This is a genomic window from Streptomyces lacaronensis (assembly GCF_047337785.1).
In the GTDB taxonomy this organism is placed as follows: Bacteria; Actinomycetota; Actinomycetes; order Streptomycetales; family Streptomycetaceae; genus Streptomyces; species Streptomyces lycopersici.
In genome coordinates this window covers 1,845,912-1,868,807 of sequence record NZ_JBLHDK010000003.1, presented here as the reverse complement: position 1 = coordinate 1,868,807, position 22,896 = coordinate 1,845,912, and the positions used below count along the sequence as shown (strand labels likewise).

Sequence of the window (22,896 nt, the reverse complement as noted above, 5' to 3'; positions counted from 1 at the left end):
CACATGGCGGCTCCCGCCACCAAGCGCACATCCGACCACCGGGTGTACTCCGACGTCCTGACCGAGATCCTCACCGGGGTCCCGTACAACAGCGCCGCCCAGTTCCACGCCCACTACGGCGCGGGGCCCGCACCGGAGAGCTTCGGCACGGCCTGCGCCTGGCAGACCTTCGAGGCCGGCGGCCGGGTGGCGACGCGGACCGGCACCGAAGCGGAGTACCGCGTCGGTGGCCGGCACGTCTGCGCGCTGTACGACGACGGGGAGACCCTCACCGTCCTCGACCCCTATCTGCTGCACCGCACCCCGCTGCGGCTGGTCCGGTCCGAGGCGGTGGACGGAACCGTACACGCGGAATCGGACGCCTATCCGCTGCGCCACCGCCCCGACGGGACACCCGCGCCCTCCACCCTGCGCGCCCTGTGGCGGCCCGCCGACGGCACCCTGCGGCTGCGGTACCTGCGCTACAGCCCGCGCCTGGCCGAGACCGTCACCCACCGGGCCTACACCATGCGTTCCGGACAGACCGTCACCGAACTCCCGGTCCCCGCCCCGCTGGTGCGCCGGCTGCTGCTCCACCCCGAGCAGAACAATCTCTCCCTGCGCGCCGTCCACCCCGGGGACGACGAGCTCACCGAGGTCGTCCTGCCCTTCTCCGGGCGGCCGCGCGGCTCCCTCGCCGACCGCACCGCACTGATCGCCCGGGACAACCAGGGCGCCGTCAGCGCCTGGGGCAGCGCCGCCTTCGACCGCGAGGTCGAACGGGTGGCCGAGGCCGTGCGCACCGGCCCCGGCGAGGTCATCAGCCACCTTCTCGAGGCCGCCGCCCTGTACGACACGCATGCCCCGGCCACCACCGTGGTCCCCCACTACTCGCTGGAGGACGCATGACCGGCGGACGCCCGCCCGGGGCGCGCTCGTACTTCCTCGCCGGGCTCATGCAAGGCGGCCGCACCGGTGACGAACTGGCCGACCAGAGCTACCGCGAGCGGCTTCGGACCCTCATCCTCGCCCACCACCCGGACGCCACCGTGCACGATCCGATCGTGCTGATGCGTCAGTGGCTGGGCGCCGACGAGGACGTCATCAGAAAGGCTCACGCGGCCCTCGCCGACACCCCCGAGGTGCACCGCGACCGGCTCGCCCCCGAACTCCTGCCGCTCATCGAGACCTTCCACCGCCTCACCTTCCTCGCCGCCGACAGCGATGTGTGCGTGGCCTGGCTGCCGGGCCACGAGCCGAGCATGGGCACCGCCGCCGAGATGCTCACCGCCCACCGGGCCGGGACCACCGTCGTCGCCATCACCCCCATGCGGCAGAACCTCGCGGTCCTGGCCTGTTCCTCCGTGGTGCTGCCCGATCTCGCCTCGTTCGAGCGCTGGCTGGTGGCGGACGAGGACGGGGCGCCGTGAGCGACCCGGACGGAAAGCCCCGCGAGGCGTGCGGAGTGGCCGGGGCCTGGGGAGCGGACGGCGACGCCGCGCCGCTGGTGCGCGCCATGCTGACCGCCCTCCAGCACCGCGGTCAGCAGGGCGCGGGCATCGCCGGCTGCCAGGACGGACGGATCGTGCGGCGCGCGGGGGCCGGCCGCGTCGCGGACGTCTTCCCCGGCCTCCACGGGCTGCCCGCAGGATCCGGAGCCGTGGGCCACGTCCGCTACGCCACCTCCGGCACCGGAGCGGACGACGCCACGCTCGCCCAGCCCGTCGTGGTGGGGCCTTCCGGCCGCGGCGCCCTCGCCGTGGCGCACAACGGCACGCTCATCGGCATCGAGGAGACCGCCCGCGCCCACGGGGTCGTGGCCGAGCCCGGTGAGCAGGACACCGCGCTGCTCGCCCGGATGCTGCACACGGCGATGACCCGGGGCGCCCTCACCCCGGCCGCTGCCCTGCACACGGTGCTGCCCGCCGTCACCGGCGCGTACTCGCTCGTCCTCAGCGACGGCCACCGGCTGTACGGCGTGCGCGATCCGCATGCCTTCCGGCCGCTGTGCCTGGGCCGGCGGAGCGGCACCTGGCTGCTGGCCTCGGAGTCCGCCGCGCTCACCGCCGTGGGGGCACGGCTGGTGCGTGAACTGGAGCCGGGCGAGGTGCTGGAGGCCGACACCACCGGAATCCGCAGCAACCGGCTCGCCGCCCCCAGGGCGCGGCGCGCCTCCTGCCTCTTCGAGTATGTGTACTTCGCCCGCCCCGACTCTCGCATCGGCGGCCGCAGCGTCCACACCACGCGCTACGCGGCCGGCCAGGCCCTCGCCGTGTACGCCCCGCCGCCGTCCGATGCGGTGGACCCGGTGGTGGTCGCCGTTCCCGACACCGCGCGGGTCGCGGCCGACGGCTACGCCTGGCGGGCCGGACTGCCCACCGCGCAGGGGCTGTTGCGCCACCACGGCGTCGGCAGGTCCTTCATCAGCGGCACCGGGAGGGAACGCGAGGCGGCGGTGCGCGCCAAGCTGTCCGCGGTCCCCGCGGCGGTGGCGGGCCGGTCCGTGGTGCTGGTGGACGACTCGCTGGTCCGCGGCACCACCGTGTCCGTCGTCACCGACCTGGTCCGGGAGGCCGGGGCGCGGGAGATCCACCTGCGGATCGCCTCGCCCCCGCACCGCTGGCCCTGCTTCTACGGGATCGACACCGGGCGCGGCGACACACTGCTCGCCGCGGGCGAGCCGGACGAGCGGCTCGCGGACCGGCTGGGCTGCGACAGCGCCGCGTTCCTGCCGCTGGACGCGCTGCTCCGGGCGGTGGGCGCGGACGCCGCTGAGACCTGCACCGCCTGCCTGGACGGACACTTCCCCACCCCCGTGCCCGCCGGAGCGCCGATCGACATCACCCACAGGAGGTTTCCGTCATGACCGCCACCGGCACCAATCGGCAACTGGAGAGCCGCAGCGGGCGGCTCTTCGCCCGCGCCTACGACGCGATGACGCGGCGCGCCGAGGAGAAATGGGGCCGGCCGCTGCGCACCGCGATGTTCAGCGGGCTGACGGGCAGGGTCCTGGAGGTGGGCGCGGGGTCCGGGGCCAACCTCCCGTACTACACCAGCGCGGACGACGTGGTCGCCGTGGAACCCGCGAGCGAGATGCGCAGGCGGCTGACCGAGCGGGCCCGGACCGCGCCGTCGGCCGTGGAGGTCGTGGACGCCTGGGCGGAGCGGCTGCCCCTGCCCGACGACACCTTCGACCACGTGGTGTGCACCCTCGTGCTGTGCACGGTCCTCGACCCGGACGCCGCGCTGGCGGAGATCCGGCGGGTTCTCAAACCCGGTGGGCAGCTGGTCTTCTTCGAGCACGTCAGATCGTCCGGCGCGGTCGGCCTGACCCAGGACCTCCTGGCCCCGCTGTGGCGCCGGGTCGCCGGGGGCTGCCATGCCAACCGCCGGCTGCTGACCATCCTCGGGAAGAACGGCTTCCAGGTGCGGGTCGAGCAGATCCTGCGGCCCTGGCCCCGCTACCCCACCAACACCCCCTATGTGCGGGGCACCGCCGTGCCGCGGCCCCTCCCCGCCACCCGCCCCTGAACGCGGCGACCCGACCACCGAACACGGAGGAGACCCGTGACCCCTGCCGTTCCGCCCGACACCGCCCCAGGGCTGGCCGAGGCCGTCCGTGATGCCGCGCTGCGCCGACCGGACACCACGGTGATGACCTTTGTCGACTACGCGGCCGACCGCTCGGGCACCACCACCGAACTCACCTACGGCGGCCTCGACCGGCGCGCCCGCGCGATCGCCGGTGCGCTCGGCTCCCTCGCCGCGCCCGGCGAACGGGCCGCGATCCTGTGCCCGCACGGCGCGGACTACGTGGTGGCTCTGCTCGGCTGCCTGTACGCCGGGGTGCTGGCCGTACCGCTGTACGCGCCCGAGTCGCTCCGCCCGGACGACCGGCCGCTGCTGGCCATGGCCGACTGCGCCCCGCGCGTCGCGCTGACCACCCGCCCGTACGAGGAGTCCGTACGGGGGCTGCTGGCCGGTGACGCGGGGGCGGCGGCCGGGCGGCCCGAGGTGGTGTGCGTGGACGCGGTCGACGCGTCCGGGGCCGACGGGGCGGCGCCGCCCGCCCCCGCGCGGCCGGACGACACCGCGTACCTGCAGTACACCTCCGGCTCCACCCGCGCCCCGGCCGGCGTCCTGGTGACCCACCGCAACCTGGCCGTGGGGGTCGCCCAGCTCGCCCGCGGCCTGGACATCGGCGACGACGCGCAAATCGTGGGATGGCTGCCGTTCTTCCATGACATGGGGCTGCTGTTCACCGTCGCCGTGCCGCTGATCACCGGCACTCCGGCGGTGCTGATGGCCCCGTTCGCGTTCATCCAGCAGCCCGTCCGCTGGTTGCGCGCGCTGACCGCGCACCGGGCCACCCACACCGTCTCCCCGAACTTCGGGCTCGACCTGTGCGTCAACCGCGTCGCCGGGCGGCACCGCGAGGGGCTCGATCTGTCGTCGCTGCGCTGCCTGGTCAACGGCTCGGAGCCGGTACGCGCCACCACTCTGGAGCGCTTCACCGAGGCGTTCGCCCCCTACGGCTTCCGGGCACGCGCCCACAGCCCCGGCTATGGACTCGCCGAGGCGACCCTCGCGGTCACCCTCAGCGGGCCCGGGCCGGCCCGGGTCCTCACCGTGGACCGCAAGGAGCTCGCCGCCGACCGGGTGCGCCCGCTGCCCGAGGGGGACACCGGCGGATACCGCGTGGTGGGTTGCGGCACCCCGGCCGACCAGGAGCTGAGGATCGTCGACCCCCGCACCGGCGAGCCCGTGGCGGAGGACGGGGTCGGCGAGGTGTGGGTGCGCGGCGCCAATGTGTGCGCCGGGTACTGGAACCGGCCCGAGCGCACCGCCGCGGTGTTCCGGGCCCGGCCGCACCCGGACGGCGACGACGGCCGGACCTGGCTGCGCACCGGAGACCTGGGCTTCCTGCGCGACGGCGAGCTGTATCCCACCGGCCGCCTGAAGGACCTGATCGTGGTGGACGGACGCAACCACCACCCCGTGGACCTGGAACTGACCGTCGAGGAGGCGGCGCCCGCCGTCCGCCGCGGCCATGTCGCGGCCTTCCCGGTCGGTCTGCTGGACGACGCGGGGGAGCGGGTCGTGGTCGTCGCCGAGCTGGACCGCGAACGGGAGGCGGGGGACCAGGAGGCGGTACGGACGGCCATCCGGGCCGCCGTCCTCGCCCGGCATTCCCTGGAACTGGCGGACGTGGTGCTCATCCGCCGCGGCTGTCTGCCCAAGACCACCAGCGGCAAGGTGCGCCGCACCGCCTGCCGCGACCGGTACGAGGACGGGTCGCTCAAACGCGCCGGTACGCCCACCGCACCGGCCGCGCGGGCGGCGGCCGGGGAGGGGACGACGGCGCCGTGAGCGATGAACTGCTCGACCTGATCGTCCGGTATGTCGCGCTCCACGGCGGACTGCCCGAGGAGCGGATCGACCCGGACCTGCCCTTCGAGCATTACGGCTACACCTCGCGTGACGCGGTCGCGCTCTCGGGCGAGCTGGAGGAGGAGCTCGGCCGGACCCTGTCGCCCACCGTGCTGTGGGAGCACCCCACCGCCCGGCGTCTCGCCCGCCATCTGGCCGGGGACGCGGGGCCGGAACACACCGCGGGACCCGCGGCGGCCGCCGCCGGTGCGGAACGGGACGAAGGGCACGTCGCCCTCGTCGGCCTCGCCTGCCGGCTGCCCGGCACGGTGGACTCCGCGGCACGGCTGTGGGCTCTGCTGTGCCGTGGCGGCGATGTCGTCGGCGAGATTCCCGAAGGGCGCTGGGACGCCTACCGGGCACTGTCGCCCGGACACGCCGCCGCGGTCGACCGGGCCGTCCGGCACGGCGCGTTCCTCGACTCCGTGGACGGCTTCGACGCCGGATTCTTCTCCATCTCCCCGGCGGAGGCGGCGGAGATGGATCCGCAGCAACGCCTGCTGCTGGAGGTCGCCTGGGAGGCGCTGGAACACGCCGGGCTGCCGCCCGGCCGGCTCGCCGGGAGCCGCACCGGTGTCTACGCCGGCGCCTGCGGCGACGACCACGGGCGGCACACCCTGGAGGATCTGCCGTCGATCACCGCGCGCACCGGCACCGGGGCCGCCCTGAGCGTGATCGCGGGCCGGCTGTCCTACGTCCTCGATCTGCGGGGCCCGAGCCTGACCGTGGACACCGCCTGTTCCTCGTCCCTGGTCGCGCTGCATCTGGCGGTGCGGGGTCTGCTCGCCGGGGACTGTGACACCGCGCTGGTCGGCGGGGTCAATCTGCTGCTGTCGCCCGGCGTGACGGTGAACTTCACCGAAGCGGGAGTGCTGTCGGCGGACGGCCGGTGCAAACCCTTCGCCGCCGAGGCCGACGGCTATGTGCGGGGCGAGGGGTGTGTGGTGGCGGTCCTCCGGCGCCTGGAGGACGCGCTGTGCGACGGCGACCGGGTGCTGGCGGTGGTGCGCGCCACCGGAGTCAACCAGGACGGCCGTTCCAACGGCCTGATGGCGCCCAGCCCCGCCGCCCAGGAAGCGCTGATCCGTGAGGTGTGGGAGCGCTCCGGACTGGACCCCGCGGCGGCCGGATATGTGGAGGCCCACGGCACCGGCACCCCGCTCGGCGACCCCATCGAGGCGGGCGCCCTGGGCGCCGCCCTCGGCCGGGACCGTACCGCCGGCGATCCGCTGCGGATCGGCTCGGTCAAGTCGAACCTGGGACATCTCGAGGCGGCGGCCGGGCTCGCCGGGCTCGCCAAATGCGCCCTGGCACTGCACCACCAGCGCATCCCGGCCACCCTCCACCACACCCGGCCCAATCCCCGCATCCCCCTGGCGGACCTCGGGCTCACGGTGGTGGACCGGGGCGTGGCGTGGCCGCGTGGCGAGCGGCCGCGCACCGCCGGGGTGAGCTCCTTCGGATTCAGCGGGACCAACGCCCACGCGGTGCTCGTGGAGGCGCCCGCCACGGACACCGGCGGCACGCGCACCGCGGCCGGCCGATCAGCGGCTCCTCGCCGCGAGAGGGTGAGGAATCGATGACACACCGGGAACTGCTCTTCCCGCTCTCCACGCGCTCCCCGGCGGCCCTGCGGCAGATGGCCGCCCGGCTCGCCGACTGGCTCACCGGCGACGGCGCCGACACACCGCTCACGGATGTCGCGCACACCCTCGCGCTGCGCCGCGAGCATCTTCCGGAGCGACTCGCGCTGCGTGCCGCGGACCGTGCGACGCTGACCGGGCTGCTGCGCGAGGCGGCGGAGGACCCCGGGCCCGGACCGCGTCGCGCCCGGGGCGTGGCGAGAGACACCGAGGGGGAGCGGCCGGTCTTCGTCTTCTCCGGGCACGGCTCGCAGTGGGACGGCATGGGCGCCCGGCTCCTGGCGGACGAGCCCGCGTTCGCCGCGGTGATCGATGCCCTCGAACCGGTCGTACGGGCGGAGAACGGCCACTCGCTGCGCGCCCTGATCACCGAACCGGGCCTGGTGGACGCGGGCATGGACCAGGTGCAGCCCGCCGTCTACGCCGTGCAGGTGGGTCTGACCGCGGTCTGGCGCGCCCGGGGTGTCACCCCCGGCGCCGTCATCGGCCACTCCATGGGCGAGATCGCCGCGGCCGTGGCCGCCGGGGTGCTCACCGCGGCGGTGGGGGCCCGGGTGGTCTGCCGCCGCTCCCGGTTGATGGAGGAGCGGCTCGCCGGGGCCGGCGAGACCGCGCTGGTGGAACTGGACGCCGACGCGGTGCGCCACCGGCTCGCCGGCCGTGCGGACATCTCGGTCGCCGTGCACGCCTCGACCCGGGCCTGCGCGGTGGCCGGCGACCCGGCGGCGGTACGGGAGTTCGTGGCGGCCTGCCGGGAGGAGGGGCTGCTCGCCCGGCTCGTACCGGGCGTACGGATCGCCGCGCACAGCCCGCTCGTCGATCCGGTGCTGGGCGAGTTGACCCGGCTGCTGGACGGATTGGCGGCGCCCGATGAGCCCCGGCTTCCCTTCTACGGCACCGCGTTGAGCGACCCCAGGGCACGGCCAGGCCTGGACGCGGCGTACTGGGCCGTCAATCTGCGGCGTCCCGTGCGGCTGGTGGAGGCGGTGCGGGCGGCCGCGGAGGACGGACGGCGGATCTTCCTGGAGGTCTCCCCGCATCCGGTGGTCGCCCAGTCGCTGCTGGAGACGCTCGCCGACGGCACGGACGGCGGGAAGGACGGCGGGATCGTCGTGCACGGCACGCTCCGCCGCGACACACCGGAGCGGACCGCGCTGCTGGACGCGGCCGCGGCCCTGCACTGCGGCGGGGGCGAGCTGGACTGGGAAACCGTGCAGCCCCCCGGGCGGCCGGCCGAACTTCCCTCCTACCCCTGGCAGCACCAGACTTTCGCCCGCCCCCGCCGCGTACCGGTGGACTCCCCGGCGCATCCGCTGCTCGGCGCTCGCATCACCCTTCCGGGCACCCCCGTCCGCCATGTGTGGCAGAGCCGGATCGGGCCCGACCGGCTGCCGTGGCTCCTGGACCACCGCGTGCACGGCGCCGCGGTGCTGCCGGGGACCGGCTATGCGGAGATGGCGCTGGCCGCCGCCTGCGAGGCGTTCGACGCGCCGCCGGGGGCGGTGGAGGTGGCCGATCTGGTCTTCGCGCGGCTGCTGCCGCTTTCCGGGACGGCCACGGTCACCACCAGCCTTCAGGAGAGCGCCGACGGGCCCGCCGGCACTGTGGAGATCGTGACGGGGAGCGCGGGCACCGCCGTGACGCTGGCCACCGCGCGGGTGTCCGCCGCCGAGAGCCGGCACGGGGCGGGCGCCGCCCGGCGCCCGGCGACCGGGAGCGATCCCGCCGGGCGTGGGGTGGCCGGGCAGCCGTCCGGCCGTCCCCGCGTCGCCCACACCCCCGAGGAGATCTACGCGGGCCTGCGCGCCCTCGGCCAGTGGCACGGCCCGGCCTTCGCTTCCCTGGCGGACGTCCGTTCGGACGGCACCGAGGCGGTCACCGAACTGCGGGCCGCCGCCGACCTGCCGTCCGACGCACGGTTCCGCTTCCACCCCGCCGTACTCGACGCCTGCCTGCACGGACTGGGCGCGCTGCTGCCGCCGGGGGCCGGGGGCACCGTCGTGCCCACCGGGATGGAGCGGCTGCGCGTCCTGGGAGACCCGCGGATGACGGGCGGCTCCCGGGTCCGGCTGCGGCCGGACGGCCCGGCCGGGCCCGGCCTGCTCGCGGACGTGGACGTCCTGGACCGGGACGGCGGGCCCGTCGCCGAGCTGAGGGGGGTACGGCTGACCCCGGTGAGCGAGGAGGACCTCCCCGTCGACGTGGAGGCGCTGCTGCTGGCCCCGCGCTGGGAGCTCGCGCCCCCGCCCGCGCCGGTGGAGAACACCGGGCGCTTGCTGCTCTTCGCCGACACGGGCGTCCACGACCCCCGGCGCGAGACCCTCGTCGCCGCCCTGGTCTCCGCCGGGGCGCCCTGTGATGTCGTCGACTGGGACGAACCGTGGACGGACGCGGCCGGGGCCGGCGGACAGTCCCCGGCCGGAGTGCTGCTGGCCGCCTGGGGCGGCTCACCGGACCCGGAGGCCACGCCCGCGTCGGCCCGGGAACGGGCGGGGGTGCTGATCACACTGGTCCGCGGTCTGCTGCGGGCCCACGAGGCGGCCGGTACGGCCCCGCCCCCGCTCACCGTCCTCACCGAGGAGGCGCTTCCGGTGGCGTCCGGTGACCGCCCCGACCCGGTCCAGGCGGCGCTGTGCGGACTGGTCCGCACCCTGCGCCTGGAGCGGGCCGAACTCCGGGCCCGCGTCGTCGACCTGGACGGTTCCGGGCTTCCGCCCGCCGCGGAGTTCCTGGCGCCGGGCGGCCCGGAGGAGGTGGCCTGGCGGCGCGGGGTCCGCCACGCCGCACGGCTCGTCCCCCGGGCCCCGGCGGCTCCGGCCGGCCGGGCCCCGTCCCTCGTTCGTCCCGGCGGGGGCTATCTGATCAGCGGCGGGACCCGGGGCCTGGGCCTGGCCACCGCAGGGCTGCTCGCCGAGCGCGGCGCCGGCCTGGTCGTGCTGGGCGGCCGCCGGGCACCGGGCCCCGACGCCGGGCGCGAGCTGGACCGTATCCGTGCGCTCGGCACCCGAGTGGTCGTGATCACCGGCGACGTGGCCGAGGCCGGGACCGCCGAGCGGATGACGGCGGCGGTGGCCGCCCACGGGGCGCGGCTGCGCGGTGTGGTGCACGCCGCGGCGGTGCTGGAGGACGCCATGGTGACCGACGCCGACGGCGCCAGGTCGCGCCGGGTCTGGGCGCCGAAGGCGGACGGGGCATGGCGGCTGCACCGGGCCACGGCCGACCTGGACCTGGACTGGTGGATCGGCTACTCCTCGCTCGCCTCGCTCACGGGCTCGCCCGGCCAGGCCGACTACGCGGCCGCCAACGCCTTCCTGGACGCCGTCGTCGCGCTGCGCCGCGCGGAGGGACGGCCCGCCCTCGCCGTCAACTGGGGCCCGTGGGGCGGAATCGGCATGGTGCGCGACCGGGACGTCCCCGGGTTCGGCAAGCTCACCGTGCGGGAGGGGTTCGCCGCGCTGGAGGAACTGCTCGCGCGCGGCGCCGGGCAGGCCGGGGTGGCCCGGCTCTCCTCCGGCGAATTCGCCGCGGCCCATCCGCGGGCGGCCCGGTCGTTCTTCCTCTCGGCGCTGACGACGCCGGAGGCCGCCGAGGGCGAGGCGTTCGACCGGACGGCCCTGGACACCATGTCCGCCGACGAGCGCCGGGAGGCCGTGCGTACCAGGGTGCTGCGCCGGATCGGCCAGGTCCTGGGCTTCACCGACCCGGACCAGGTAGCGCACCGCCCGCTGGTGCGTCTGGGACTGGACTCGCTCGCCGCCGTGCGGATCAAGAACGCGCTGCGCGAGGACTTCGCCGTGGATCTCCCCGTCGCCCGGCTGCTCCAGGGCGCCGACGGGGCCGCGCTGGCGGACGCGGTGCGGGCGGCGCTCGACGAGGGCCCCGCCGGCGAGGGCCGGGGGACCGGGGGAACCACCGGCCCCGTCCAGGAGAGAACCGGCCCTGCCAAGGAGATGGGGGACGCGGCACACCGTGGCCGCTCCCGCACCACCCGCACCATCCGCACCGCTCGTGGCAGAAGGCAGGACCGACGGGGAGGACGACATGACGACCGGAGCACCTGAAGACCAAGGAGCGGACCCGGAGGCGGTGGCGGTCATCGGGATGGCCGGGCGGTTTCCCATGGCCCGTGACATCGCCGGCTTCTGGGACAACCTGTGCGCCGGACGCGACTGCCTGGAGGACCTCGACGAGGACGAGCTGTGGGCCGCCGGGGTGCCCGAGCCGGTGCTGGAGCAGCCCGGCTATGTGCGCCGGGCCGCGGTGCTCGACGGCTACGCCGAGTTCGACGCGGAGTACTTCGGACTGCCGCCCGGCACCGCGGCGGCCATGGATCCGCAGCAGCGGCTGTTCCTCGAGGCGTGCGTCCACGGCCTGGAGGACGCCGGATACGACCCGGCCCGGCTGGACGGCGCGGTGGGCGTCTTCGGCGCACCCTCGTTCAGCGGCTATCTCGCCTACCACCTGCTCTCCCACCGGGACCCGGCCGACTTCCTGGGCGCGGGCACCTCGACCGAGTTGATCCACGCCCTGACCCTCACCGACCCCAACTTCTTCGCCACCCGGGTCGCGCACGCCCTGGATCTGCACGGTCCCGCGCTGACCGTGCAGACCGCCTGTTCGGGTTCCCTGGTGGCGGTGCACCTGGCCTGCCAGAGCCTGTTGTGCGGAGAAAGCGATATGGCCCTGGCCGGCGGTATGGCGGTGAAGGTGCCGCACCGGGTGGGCTATCTCCACGAACCCGGCTCGATGATGTCCGCGGACGGCTCCTGCCGGCCCTTCGACGCGGCCGCCTCCGGCACGGTGTTCGGCAGCGGCGGTGGAGTGGTCGTGCTCAAACGGCTCTCCGACGCGCTCGCCGACCAGGACCGGATCCGTGCCGTGATCCGCGGGACCGCGGTCAACAACGACGGCTCGCTGAAGATGGGTTTCACCGCCCCCAGCGTGACCATGCAGGCGGCCGTGGTCGCCGAGGCGCTCGCGGTGGCCGGAGCCGCCCCGGAACGGGTGGGCTATGTCGAGGCCCACGGCACCGGCACCCCGCTCGGCGATCCGGTGGAATTCGACGCGCTGCGGCGGGCCCTGGACCCCGGCGGCGATCGCGACACACCCTGCCTCATCGGATCCGTCAAGGGCAATATCGGGCATCTGGAAGCGGCGTCCGGGATCGTCGGTCTGATCAAGACCGTCGTCGCCCTGGAGACCCGCACCCTCCCCGGCACCGCGCACTTCCGTGAACCCAACCCCGAACTCGCCCTGGACCGTGGTCGCTTCGAGATCACCGCGAAGACCGGCACCTGGTCCGGCGCCCTGCCGCCGCTGGCCGGGGTGAGCTCGCTCGGGGTCGGCGGCACCAACGCCCACGTGGTACTGGAGGCGGCGCCGGTCCCGGTGCGGCCGCCCGATGACGGGCGGCCGCGGGTGCTGCTGCTGAGCGCCCGTACCGCCGAGGCGCTGCGCGATGCCCGCGAGGCCCTGGCCGACGCCCTGGGGCCGGGGACGAACCTCGCGGACGCGGCGTACACCCTCGCCGAGGGGCGCGGGGTCTTCGCTCATCGGGCGGCGGTCGTCGCGGACCGTCCGGACCGCGCCGCCGAGGCGCTGCGCACGGACCGCGCCGGGGCCCGCGCACCGGCGGAGCCGCCCGCGGTCGCGCTGCTCTTCCCGGGGCAGGGGGCGCAGTACCCGGGGATGGGCGCGGGGCTCTACGCGGGCGGGGGAGCGTTCCGCCGCCATCTGGACCACTGCGCTGGGCTGTTCGCGGGCGAGGCGGATCTGGACGTGCGGGAGGCGGTGCTCGGCGGCGGTGGCCAGGAGTGGCTGCGCCGCACCGATGTGGCGCAGCCCGTGCTCTTCGCGGTGGAGTACGCGCTGGCGCGCACCCTGGAGGAGTTCGGCATCCGGCCCTCGGCGCTCGGTGGCCACAGCGTGGGGGAATTCACCGCGGCCTGCCTCGCGGGGGTGATGGAACTCGGCGACGCGGTCCGGCTGGTGGCCGTCCGGGGCGGGCTGATGCGCTCGGCGCCGCCGGGCGCGATGCTCTCGGTGCGCCTGCCGGAGGATACGACGGCCGAGATGATCGACGGCACCGGGCTGGAGATCGCGGCGGTGAACGAGCCTCAGGCCACCGTGGTGACCGGCCCGGAGCCGGCGGTGGCACGGCTGGCGAACCGGCTGCACGGGCGCGGTGTGGAGGTGACCGCATTGCGCACCGCGCACGCGTTCCACTCGTCGGCCATGGAGGAGGCGGCCGAGCGGTTCGCCGAACACGCGGCCCGCGTCCCGCTGCACGCCCCCTCGGTGCCCCTGGTGTCGAACCTCACCGGGGAGTGGATGACGGCGGCCGAGGCCATGGACCCGCGGCGGTGGGGACGCCAACTGCGGTGCGCGGTGCGGTGGTCGGCATGTGCGGCCACCCTGCTGAAAGCCACGGCAGGAGTGGTGGTGGAGACGGGGCCGGGGCGTGCGCTCACCTCGGCGGCCCGGCGGTCGGCCGCGTGGACCGGCGGGCACCGGGCGGTGTGCGCGATGCGGCACGCCCGGGAGGAGACGGGGGACCAGGAGGCACTGCTGCGGGCCGTAGGCGCGCTGTGGGAGTCGGGGGCGGAGGTCGACTGGTCGGCGCTGCGCACCGGGCATGAGCGCCCCGTCTCGCTGCCGGGGTATCCCTTCCGCCGGGTGCGGCACTGGACGGAGTCGGCGTACCCGGACCGCCCGGCCGCGGCGGTGCCGCCCGTCCCGACGGCGGTCGCGGCCGGCCCGGAGCCGCCGGCGGCCGGGGCCGGGCGTGACGGCCTGGAGGGTGCGCTGGCCGAGATCTGGGCCGAGGTGCTCGGGGTCGATCCGGTGGCGGCCGGGGACGACTTCTTCGACCTCGGAGGCGATTCGGTGCTGGCCACCCGGATCGCCCGGCGGGCTCGGGCGCGCGGTATCGGCCTGCAGCCGAGCGACCTCTTCGAGAACCCGACGGTGGCGCGGCTGGCGGCCAGGCTCGGGACGCGCGAGGGCTGACGCATGACCCGTCCGCGTCCGCGGACAACCCATAACTCGAACAGTGGTGTTCAAGTTACAAGACATTGCGGCTATGGTAAGTCTGACAACGCTGTTCGAGATGAGGAGTCGTCGGTGAACGACAGCCATGCGCCCACCGAGGCCCCCGAGGCGGGGCATCACCACGGCGGGCACCCCCCGGGTCCTCCGCATCCGCGTCGTTGGCTCATGCTGGCGCTGCTGTGCATGGCGCAGTTCATGCTGATCGTCGATGTGACCGTGATCAACGTGGCCCTCCCCGTCATCGAGGAGGAGCTCTCGTTGAGCCCGGCCGCTCTCACCTGGATCGTCACCGCGTACACCCTGTGCTTCGGCAGTCTGCTGCTGCTCGGCGGCCGCATCGGCGATCTCTTCGGGCGGCGGCGCATGTTCCTGGTGGGCCTGACGGTGTTCACAGCCGCCTCCCTGATGTCCGGGTTGGCCGGGAGCGGTGGCACGCTGATCGCCGCACGCGCCGCTCAGGGGGTCGGTGCCGCCCTGCTGTCGCCGGCCGCGATGGCCCTGGTCACCTCGATGTTCCACGGACCGGAGCGCAACCGCGCGCTCGGCGTATGGGCGGCGATCGGCGGCACCGGCGCGGCCTTCGGCGTGCTGCTCGGCGGGCTGCTGGTGTCCGGGCCCGGCTGGGAGTGGGTGTTCTTCATCAACGTCCCCATCGGATCGGCGGTGCTCGTCGCCGTTCCCCTGCTGCTGAAAGGGCACACCGCCGCGGGCGGCCACGGGGAGGCGTCCGCCGGTGTCGATCCGCTCGGCGCGCTGACCATGACCGCGGCCCCGGCGCTGCTCATCTACGGGCTTGTTCAGGCGCGGAGCCATGGCTTCGGTGCCCCCGCCGGCTGGATACCGCTGGCCGCCGCGCTGGTCTGCGCCGCGCTGTTCGTCCTGGTGGAGCGACGGGTGGCGGCGCCGCTGGTGAGGCTGCCGGTGTTCGCCCGGCGCCCCCTGATCGGCGGCAGTCTGGTGATGCTCGCCGCCTCCGGAGTGCTGATCTCCGGCTTCTTCCTGTGCTCGCTCTATCTCCAGCATGTGCTCGGGCTCAGTGCCCTGCGCACCGGGCTGGCCTTCCTGCCCGTGGCGCTGGCCACCGCCGTCGGCGCGCATCTGGGGTCGCAGGCGGTGGGACGGCTGGGCTGGCGGGTCACGGCGGCGACCGGTTTCGTCCTGGGCGGTATCGGTGCGGTACTGCTCAGCGGAGTGCGGCGGGACGGCGACGTCTGGACCGACGTATTGCCCGGATTCTTCCTGCTGGCCCTCGGCTTGGGCGCGGGCTTCGTCTGCGCCACGACCAGCGCCATGAACGGCATCGAACACCAGGACGCGGGCCTGGCCTCGGGACTGGTGAACACCTTCCATGAGCTGGGCTCCGCCCTGGGCATCGCGGTGGTGGCCGCCGTCGCGGGCGGAAGCCTGGAGGGCGGGGGCGGCGCCGTGCCCTCGGCGGACGGCTTCTCCCACGCGTTCACCGCTTGTGCGGTCATCTCCGCGGCGGCGGCGCTGATCGGCGTGACGCTGCTGCCGCGCGGACGTCCCGACCCCTCCCAGGGGCCCGTCTTCGCCCACTGAACGCCCCCGTGCGGCGGCCTCGGCGCGGCGTCGCGGCCGCCCACGTGGCCCCGGCACATACCACAGGACCCTTGACATCGGAACTACGGTGATCAATAGTAGTTCCCGCTGACGCGGCCGGGGGTCGCCGCGCAGACGGGGAGGACATGTGCAAGGGCATCCTTGTAGTGAATTAACGGACAGTCAGCGGATCCTTCTGGTGGATCCCGAACCCGCCTCCCGGGCCCTGCTCAGACGGCTGCTGGAGGCCGACGGCCGCGCCGGTTCGGTCACCTCCACGGCATCCGTGGCCCATGTGCCCGCCGATCAGCTGACTCGGCCGCTCACGTTGGTGCTGTCCTCGGCGGTCGACCTGCCGGAGCTGTCCTTACTGGCTCCGCTGCTGGCCGATCCGGGCACCCATGTCGTCCTCGTGCTCAGCTCCTTGGCGCAAGGGCGGCTCGGCGCGGTCGACGGTGTGCTCGCCGACGCGGTGGTCCGGGCCGAGGACCTGAGCGGCCCCGCGGCGCCGGAGGTGCTGACCGCGCGCGGGCGCGGCACGGTGGCCGTTGCCCCGGAGACCATGCGCCACATCCTCCACCTCGCCTCCGGCTCGACGGGCGGTGAGGTCCGCAGGCCCCGGCTCACCGAACGTGAGACGCAGACGCTGTGCGCCCTGGCCCAGGGGCTGAGCAACCGTCAGATCGCCCGCGACATGGGCATCACCGAGCATGGCGTCAAGCGTCATGTGGCCAGCATCCTGGCCAAGCTCAACTGCCAGAACCGCACCACGGCCGTCGCGATCGCCCTGCGCAGCGGACTGCTCCACACCCAGACCGTCCGGGCGGGCTGAGCGCTGCCCGGCTTCGCGAGCCCGCGACGCCTGGCGCGGCGCCCCCGGTCACCGCTGGGCGGCGCCCCTCGCACCAGGCGGCGCGGGCCCCGCGGCGCCGGTCGCTGATGTCATCGGCGCGATGATCCACCGGACGGGCCCGGGGATGTCCCGCCGGCCCGCCCGGAGCGGCGCGCGGCGTCAGCAACACAGCAGCCAGAGACCGGCCGTGAGCGCCACGGGCCCGATGGCCGTCATCGCGAGCCCGGAGGTCAGGGCCACCCACTGCCAGGGGCCCGTGGCGGGGTGGCGGCCGCTCAGACGGTTGATCCGCAGCGCCACGTCCCGGGCCGCCGCTTGCAACCGGACCGAGCGCACCGACGCCGCGACGAGCTGCGCCAGCCCCTGGGCCACCGCGCCCCGTCCGTAGCGGCGCGCCGCGGCGTCGTCCGCGGCCATCTCCACCAAACGCGCCACGGCAGGCCGCGCCGCCGCCAGGAGCGGCACCCAGCGCGGCAGGCGCTCCAGGGCGGCCAACGCGACCAGCATCGGCTGGTGACGCGCGCGCAGATGCGAGAGTTCATGTTCGACCACGGCCGCGAGCGAGACCGCCGAGAGCACCCGCAGCGCGCCGCTGGTCACCACGATCCGGCCGCCGCGCCCGGGCAGGCAGTACGCCGCCGGCCGGGGATCGTCCACCACAACGGTGCGCACCCGGGGCGCCGCGCCGCGCACCGGCGGCCTCGGCGGCGGCTCACCGGCGGCCCGGTTCATTTCGTCCAGATGCACACGGCGGCCGTGCGCGTCACGCACCAGCGCCAGCACGACCACGCAGGCGGCGCCCGGCAGCGCCGACACCCCCACCAGGGCCACGAACGCCATGGGCACGACGGCCCAGGACCCGGGCCGCCCCCACACCAGGGTCCAGCATCCGGGTCCCACCCCCAGGAAGGTGTCGTACCCCACCAGACGGGCCGCCGCGGTGAGACCGAGGGCCGTGACCCCGGACAGGGCCGTGCACACCAGGGCCAGCCAGGCCCCCACGGCCAGCCGAGGCCAGCGCTCGGGCCAGCGGGCGTCCCGCAGGGCCAGCGGCGCCAGGACCCCCGACACCAGGACGAACCCGGCGAACAGAGCGGCACCGGTCATTGCTCGGTGGCCAGTACCCTGCGCACGGCCGCCTGCAGCTCGGCCGAGCCGCTGGCCTCCAACTGCCCCACGAAATGCATCAGCACCGCCTCAGGGCTTCCGCTGTCGTTCAGGACACGGGTGATGATGCGGGCCGCGCACGCCTCACGGCTCGCGCTCGGCTCGTACACATAGCGTCGTCCGTCGCGGGTACGGGTGAGCCACCGCTTGCGGTGCAGTTTGTCCATCGTGGTCATCACGGTGGTGTACGCGAGGGGCCGGGACCGCTGCCCGTTGAGCGCGCTCACGATCTGGCGCACGGACACCGGTCCGTCCGCCGCCCATACGCTCTCCATCACCTCGGTCTCGAGGCTCCCCAGCTGCCACACGCCATCCTCCCCGGCAGTTGGCCTTGATCGTACCGCCGGAGGCGGTGGAGGTCAGGACGCGGGGAGCCCCCAGCGCGGCGCGGGCTCGCCTGCTTCGACCGGGCGGACCGTCAGATCCGGGCGGTCGCCGCGAGCGGTGATGACCGCCTCCTGGCCCCTGGTGAGCGCGATCCGGATCGTGCCCGCGCCCACGCTCTCGTACGGCAGCCGCCGCCCGTGCCCGTCCCGCACCTCGATCGGCCCGTCCAGGGAGTGCCGTACGACACAGGGCGCGCCCGCCTCGCTGCGCAGCCGCACCCAGCGGGTCCGGCCGTCCTCGCGGGCGGCGCTCAGCAGGAAGGCGCCCTGGGTGCGGAAGTCGTGGACCATCAGCTCACCCCAGGCGGCGGGCAGCGCGGGGAAGACCCGGATCACCCCGCCCCAGCTCTGGCACACCATGTCGTGCAGCGACTGCGCGGCGGACAGCGGCGTCTCGATGACCGGGCCGGACTCCTTGTACATGGTGTTCGGCTGGATGAAGCGGCGCATCAGCTCGCCCAGGTACTTCAGCGCGTCCTCACCACGCCCCATCTGCGCGGACATCGAGGCGGCGCCGGTGAAGGTGTAGCCCTGGAGCGCGCCCTCGAAGCCGACCCAGTGGTTGAGGGAGGTCTCGATCAGCTCGCGCTTGGCGGGGTCCTCCCAGGTGACCTCGTACAGCGGATAGACGGCGAGCATATGGGAGTAGTGGCGGTGGGACTTGGCGAAGGGCACCCCCGCGCCGATCATGAAGCCGTTCTCGTCGACGGGGTACGGGGTGAGCTTGGCCAGTACCTCCCGCCAGCGCGGCGCGGAGGGGTCCTTGACGCCGAGGGTCCGGGCCGACTCCAGGAGGGTGGCGCAGCCCCAGCGCAGCAGCATCAGGTCGTAGTTGCAGTCGGGCGCGTTGACGCCGTACTCGGGCGAGAAGGTGGCGGGCAGATGCAGCTTGCCGTCGCTGCCGGGGGTGAGGAAGTGGAGGTAGTAGGCGATGGCCTTGCGCAGCAGTGGATAGACCACATCGCGCAGCACCGACTCGTCCATGGTGTGGCGGTACGTCAGCCACACGTTGTGCAGCGCCCAGGTGAGGTTGCCCACCTCCGGGGTGGGCGGGTCCTGTCCGGGGATGCCGACCGCGAAGCCGCCGTTCGCCACCGCGCCGCCGTTGACCAGATGGATATCGGTGGTCCGGGGGATGCCCGCCGAGTCCTTGCGGTACGGGGCGTCGAGCTGGTTGGAGAGGTTGTCGCGGAATTCGCCGAGCGCCCGTGTCACCGCGTCGAGTTCGAGGTGGTTGGAGCCGTGGATCAGCCAGTACTCCAGCTGCACATTGAGGTTCCACCAGGTGGCGGGCCACGGGGTGGACTCCAGCCAGGGGCCCGAGGTGGCCATCACGGGGGCGTCGGCGCGCGCGGCCGCGGCCACCTTGTACAGCTGGATCCAGTAGAAGCGCTGGAGCCGGGCGTCGGGGAGGGAGAGGAAGCTCTTCCGGTAGTAGGCGTGCCACCAGGCGCGATGGGTGGGCGCGAGGGCGTCGTAGGTGAGCGCCGAGGCGGACTCGATGTCCTTGAGCGCGCGATCGCGCGCGGTGCGCTTGGGGTGGGAGTGGGCCACGGTGACGTACAGCGTCCGCCGCCCGGCGCGGGTCCGCTCCCGCCAGGCCGTCACATGCTGTCCGCCGGCGAGCAGCGGCTGCACGGCGGCCTGGACGCCGTGGTGGTCCTCGACGACGGCCGGGGGGTTGCCGGTGTAGCCGTCGGGCACGGGTTTGAAGTCGACCCGCGGGCTGATGGCCTCGGCGGGGTGGAACACCCAGCGGAACGCGGCCTCACCGGCGCTCGGGGTCACCTCGATGGCCATGACGGAGCGTGAGTTGTGCACCAGGGCGCGGAGGGTGAGCGTGCCCTTGTCGGTGGTGATGGTCCCGGTCAGCTCGGCGTCGCGCAGCCGCAGCCGCCAGTCGACGGCGGTGATGGCACCGACCGGCTCCAGGGTGAAGTACCCGATGGGCAGCCGCGCGAGCCCGAAGAGGGAGCCGAACTCCGGCCGGTGGTCCTGGACCTCGCTGTGCTGCACGTTGAAGCGCACCGCGTGTCCGTCGCCCGGCTCGGCGTAGATGCCCGAGCCGAGCAGGGCGTTCCCGAGGAAGGGGCCCTCGTACCAGGTCTGCGGCATCTTCTGCCACACCATGTCGGCGTCGGCGAGGACCGTGGCCCAGGGGTCCCCCGCGGGGCGGGCGGCCGCGGCGGGGGTCTGCGGCTCGGCGGCGTACGCGGTGGCCGGGCCGGCGAGTCCGGCGGCGGCGCCCGCGGCCATGGCGGTGCCGACGACGGTCCTTCTGGTGGGTGCGGATGACATGACGCTCCAGGGGTGTGAACCGGGGTGCGGGCGTGCTTCAGCGGGGGCGACGGGACGCGGCGGCGGTCACGTACATGCCTGAGGTTCCACAATCTGAACCCCTCGGGCATGATGCAGCCCCCGTGGCGGAACCGGAACCCCTCGGACGTCATAAACATCGGATGGACGGCGGGTATGGGAGGCAGATATGGCGCCTGCATGAGCGCAGGCGCGGCAAGACCTCGGATCTCCTGGCCCGGAGGAGGGCGGGTTACGTGCTCGCTTCCCGTCCCCTGACGATCAGCCCGACGCCATGCCGGAAGCGGTGCTCGAAGTCGCCGAAGTGTTCCGTGACCGCGGCGAGGGAGGGGAAGCGCTCGGCGGTGGCCGCCCGCAGCAGCGGCTCCATGCCGCCGATGCCCTGGGCGGCCTGCTCCTCCTGGGTCAGGCCGAGCGTGAAGTACACCAGCGACCAGGTCCGCCAGCCCGCTTCGGCGGGGCCGTGGCCACCGCTGAGGAACGCGCCCGTCATGGCGTCCGCCAAGCGCAGGGTGTGCTCCTCGGCGACATACGTCCCGGCCACGACCCGGGCGCCGTCGCGGCGGGCGAGCAGCGCGGCGCGATAGCGGTGGGCGAGCGTCTGCGCCCGTTCGTCCCAGGGCTCCGGGAGCGGCGCGTCGGCGCATCCCTCGAGCATCGCGTCGGCCATCAGCTCCAGCAGCCGGGGCTTGCTGGAGGCGTGCCAGTAGACGGTGTTGAGCTGCACGCCCAGCCGCTCGGCGACCTTGCGCATCGTGAGCTTGTCCAGCCCCGCCTCGTCGAGCAGTTCCAGTGCCGCCGTCACCACGGCAGTGCGGTCCAGGCCCATGCCGTCGCTCTCCCTCCGCTTGCGTCTTGATCCTGGATCAAGTCTACTGGGGTCAGTTCATTGATCCTGGATCAAGAGGCCCGGGATCGAAACAGGGCGAGGGAGATGGTGTGGTGAACGACGTCGTCGTGGTGGGGGCCGGACCCGTGGGGCTGCTCCTCGCCGCCGAGCTGCGGCTGGTGGGCGTGGACGTCACCGTGATCGAGCGCGCGGCCGCCCGCAGCCCGCACTCCAAGGCGCTGACCCTGCACCCGCGCAGCCTGGAGGTACTGGCCATGCGCGGTCTCGCCGAGCCGTTCGTCCGCGAGGGCACGCCCGTACCCACCGGGCACTACGGCGGGCTGCCAGTCCGGCTGGACTTCTCCGTACTGGACACCCGCTTCCCGTACACGCTGGTCCTGCCGCAGCTCCGCACCGAGCAGCTGCTGGAGGAGCGGCTGCGGGCGCTGGGCGGGGAGATCCGCCGGCGGCACCGGGCGCTGGAGGTGCGCCAGGACGCGGACGGCGCCGAGGTGGACGTGGCGGGCCCCGACGGGACGTACACCCTGCGCGCGGCGTGGGTGGTGGGCTGTGACGGGGCCGGGAGCGCCGTACGGACCTCCGCCGGGATCGACTTCCCCGGCACCGGGACCACGGCCACCGGTTTCCTCGGCGATGTGGTGCTCGACGCGCCGCCGTCGGCCCCCTCGGTCGACAACGAGTACGGGGGCTTCCTGATCGTCCCGCTGGCCGACGGGCACCACCGCATCGCGGGCTCCACCAGGGAGTCCCTCACCATCCCCGCCGACCGGCCGCTCACCTTCGAGGAGCTGCGCGGCTATGTGCGCCAGGTCGCGGGCACGGACTTCGGGATGCGGGCACCCCGCTGGCTGTCCCGGTTCGGCAACGCCGCCCGGCAGGCCGCCCGCTACCGCGACGGCCGCGTCCTGCTCGCCGGGGACGCGGCGCATATGCACATGCCCATGGGCGGCCAGGGCCTCAATGTGGGGCTCCAGGACGCCTTCAACCTCGGGTGGAAGCTGGCCGCGGTGTGCCAGGGCCGCGCGCCCGACGGGCTGCTGGACACCTACCACGCCGAGCGCCACCCCGTGGGGGCCGCGCTGCTGGAGAACACCCAGGCCCAGACCGTGCTCGGCGCCACGCACACGCCCGACGCACAGGCCCTGCGCTCGGTGTTCGGCCGGCTCCTGGCCGCCCATCCGGCGGTGAACCGGCAGTTCGCCGGGGAGCTCTCCGCGCTGGACGTGGCCTATCCGGCGGACGGCGCCGCCGACCGGCTCACCGGCACCCGCGCCCCCGACCTCGGGCTGGACGGGGCGCCCGAGCCCAGTCTGTATCCGCTCCTGGCCGATGGGCGCTTCGTACTGCTCCGCCTCGGCGCGGACGGCGATACGGGACGCGAACCGGGCGACGCACTCGCCGCCGCCGGGGCGATCGCCGGGAGCCCGGACCGGATACGGGCCGTGACCGCGCGCCCGACCACCACCCACGACGGCTGGGCGGGGCGGCGGACGGTCCTGGTGCGCCCCGACGGCCATGTCGCCTGGGATGCCGCGCCGTCCACCACGTGAGACGCGTTCGGTGGGTCCCGTACGTACCAGCTCACCACGGATGGCCCCCCGCGGCCACCGGGCGCGGAACGCGGTTCCGGCGGCGGCTCGTTGTCCACTCCCTGAGAATCGG

The 22,896-nt window shown here is 74.6% G+C and carries 15 protein-coding genes; 11 read left to right on the top strand and 4 right to left on the bottom strand.

Annotated elements, in window-relative coordinates:
• Window positions 1-3 precede the first annotated feature (3 nt).
• The 10 genes from ACMTAK_RS08135 (at window position 4) to ACMTAK_RS08090 (ending at window position 16,494) form a co-directional block, all read left to right on the top strand.
• Window positions 4-888, top strand: a complete 885-nt coding sequence (locus ACMTAK_RS08135) for a hypothetical protein (RefSeq protein ID WP_413805558.1) — start codon at window positions 4-6, stop codon at window positions 886-888.
• Window positions 885-1,409, top strand: a complete 525-nt coding sequence (locus tag ACMTAK_RS08130; protein ID WP_413805557.1) for a hypothetical protein — start codon at window positions 885-887, stop codon at window positions 1,407-1,409. The genes ACMTAK_RS08135 and ACMTAK_RS08130 overlap by 4 nt, the downstream gene beginning before the upstream one ends.
• Window positions 1,406-2,845 carry an amidophosphoribosyltransferase gene (gene purF / locus ACMTAK_RS08125; protein WP_413805556.1) on the top strand — a complete coding sequence of 480 codons (1,440 nt, stop codon included), beginning with the start codon at window positions 1,406-1,408 and terminating at the stop codon, window positions 2,843-2,845. The genes ACMTAK_RS08130 and purF overlap by 4 nt, the downstream gene beginning before the upstream one ends.
• Complete coding sequence (locus tag ACMTAK_RS08120) at window positions 2,842-3,510, top strand: class I SAM-dependent methyltransferase (RefSeq protein ID WP_413805555.1); 669 nt, start codon at window positions 2,842-2,844, stop codon at window positions 3,508-3,510. Before purF ends, ACMTAK_RS08120 begins: the two co-directional genes overlap by 4 nt.
• Before the next feature lie 36 nt (window positions 3,511-3,546).
• Window positions 3,547-5,349 carry a fatty acyl-AMP ligase gene (locus ACMTAK_RS08115; protein ID WP_413805554.1) on the top strand — a complete coding sequence of 601 codons (1,803 nt, stop codon included), beginning with the start codon at window positions 3,547-3,549 and terminating at the stop codon, window positions 5,347-5,349.
• Window positions 5,346-6,992, top strand: a complete 1,647-nt coding sequence (locus ACMTAK_RS08110; RefSeq protein ID WP_413805553.1) for a type I polyketide synthase — start codon at window positions 5,346-5,348, stop codon at window positions 6,990-6,992. The genes ACMTAK_RS08115 and ACMTAK_RS08110 overlap by 4 nt, the downstream gene beginning before the upstream one ends.
• Complete coding sequence (locus ACMTAK_RS08105; protein WP_413805552.1) at window positions 6,989-11,113, top strand: SDR family oxidoreductase; 4,125 nt, start codon at window positions 6,989-6,991, stop codon at window positions 11,111-11,113. Before ACMTAK_RS08110 ends, ACMTAK_RS08105 begins: the two co-directional genes overlap by 4 nt.
• Window positions 11,094-14,060, top strand: coding sequence for a type I polyketide synthase (locus ACMTAK_RS08100; protein ID WP_413805551.1), 2,967 nt, complete (start codon window positions 11,094-11,096; stop codon window positions 14,058-14,060). Before ACMTAK_RS08105 ends, ACMTAK_RS08100 begins: the two co-directional genes overlap by 20 nt.
• 114 nt (window positions 14,061-14,174) lie before the next feature.
• Complete coding sequence (locus ACMTAK_RS08095) at window positions 14,175-15,662, top strand: MFS transporter (protein ID WP_413805550.1); 1,488 nt, start codon at window positions 14,175-14,177, stop codon at window positions 15,660-15,662.
• A gap of 199 nt (window positions 15,663-15,861) precedes the next feature.
• A complete protein-coding gene (locus tag ACMTAK_RS08090) occupies window positions 15,862-16,494 on the top strand; it encodes a helix-turn-helix transcriptional regulator (RefSeq protein WP_413805549.1) in 633 nt (210 codons plus the stop codon).
• Between the two features lie 180 nt (window positions 16,495-16,674).
• Here the strand turns inward: ACMTAK_RS08090 and ACMTAK_RS08085 are convergent, their stop codons facing one another.
• The 4 genes from ACMTAK_RS08085 to ACMTAK_RS08070 form a co-directional block, all read right to left on the bottom strand.
• A complete protein-coding gene (locus ACMTAK_RS08085; protein ID WP_413805548.1) occupies window positions 16,675-17,622 on the bottom strand; it encodes a M56 family metallopeptidase in 948 nt (315 codons plus the stop codon).
• Window positions 17,619-17,990 (bottom strand): BlaI/MecI/CopY family transcriptional regulator, encoded by a 372-nt coding sequence (locus ACMTAK_RS08080; RefSeq protein WP_413805547.1) that lies wholly within the window; start codon window positions 17,988-17,990, stop codon window positions 17,619-17,621. Before ACMTAK_RS08080 ends, ACMTAK_RS08085 begins: the two co-directional genes overlap by 4 nt.
• Before the next feature lie 51 nt (window positions 17,991-18,041).
• On the bottom strand, window positions 18,042-20,366 hold the full coding sequence (locus ACMTAK_RS08075) for a glycosyl hydrolase family 95 catalytic domain-containing protein (protein WP_413805546.1): 2,325 nt from the start codon (window positions 20,364-20,366) through the stop codon (window positions 18,042-18,044).
• A gap of 250 nt (window positions 20,367-20,616) precedes the next feature.
• Window positions 20,617-21,213, bottom strand: coding sequence for a TetR/AcrR family transcriptional regulator C-terminal domain-containing protein (locus tag ACMTAK_RS08070; protein ID WP_413805545.1), 597 nt, complete (start codon window positions 21,211-21,213; stop codon window positions 20,617-20,619).
• 113 nt (window positions 21,214-21,326) lie between these two features.
• Between ACMTAK_RS08070 and ACMTAK_RS08065 the strand changes: the two genes are divergently transcribed.
• Window positions 21,327-22,784, top strand: coding sequence for an FAD-dependent monooxygenase (locus tag ACMTAK_RS08065; RefSeq protein ID WP_413805544.1), 1,458 nt, complete (start codon window positions 21,327-21,329; stop codon window positions 22,782-22,784).
• Window positions 22,785-22,896 lie beyond the last annotated feature (112 nt).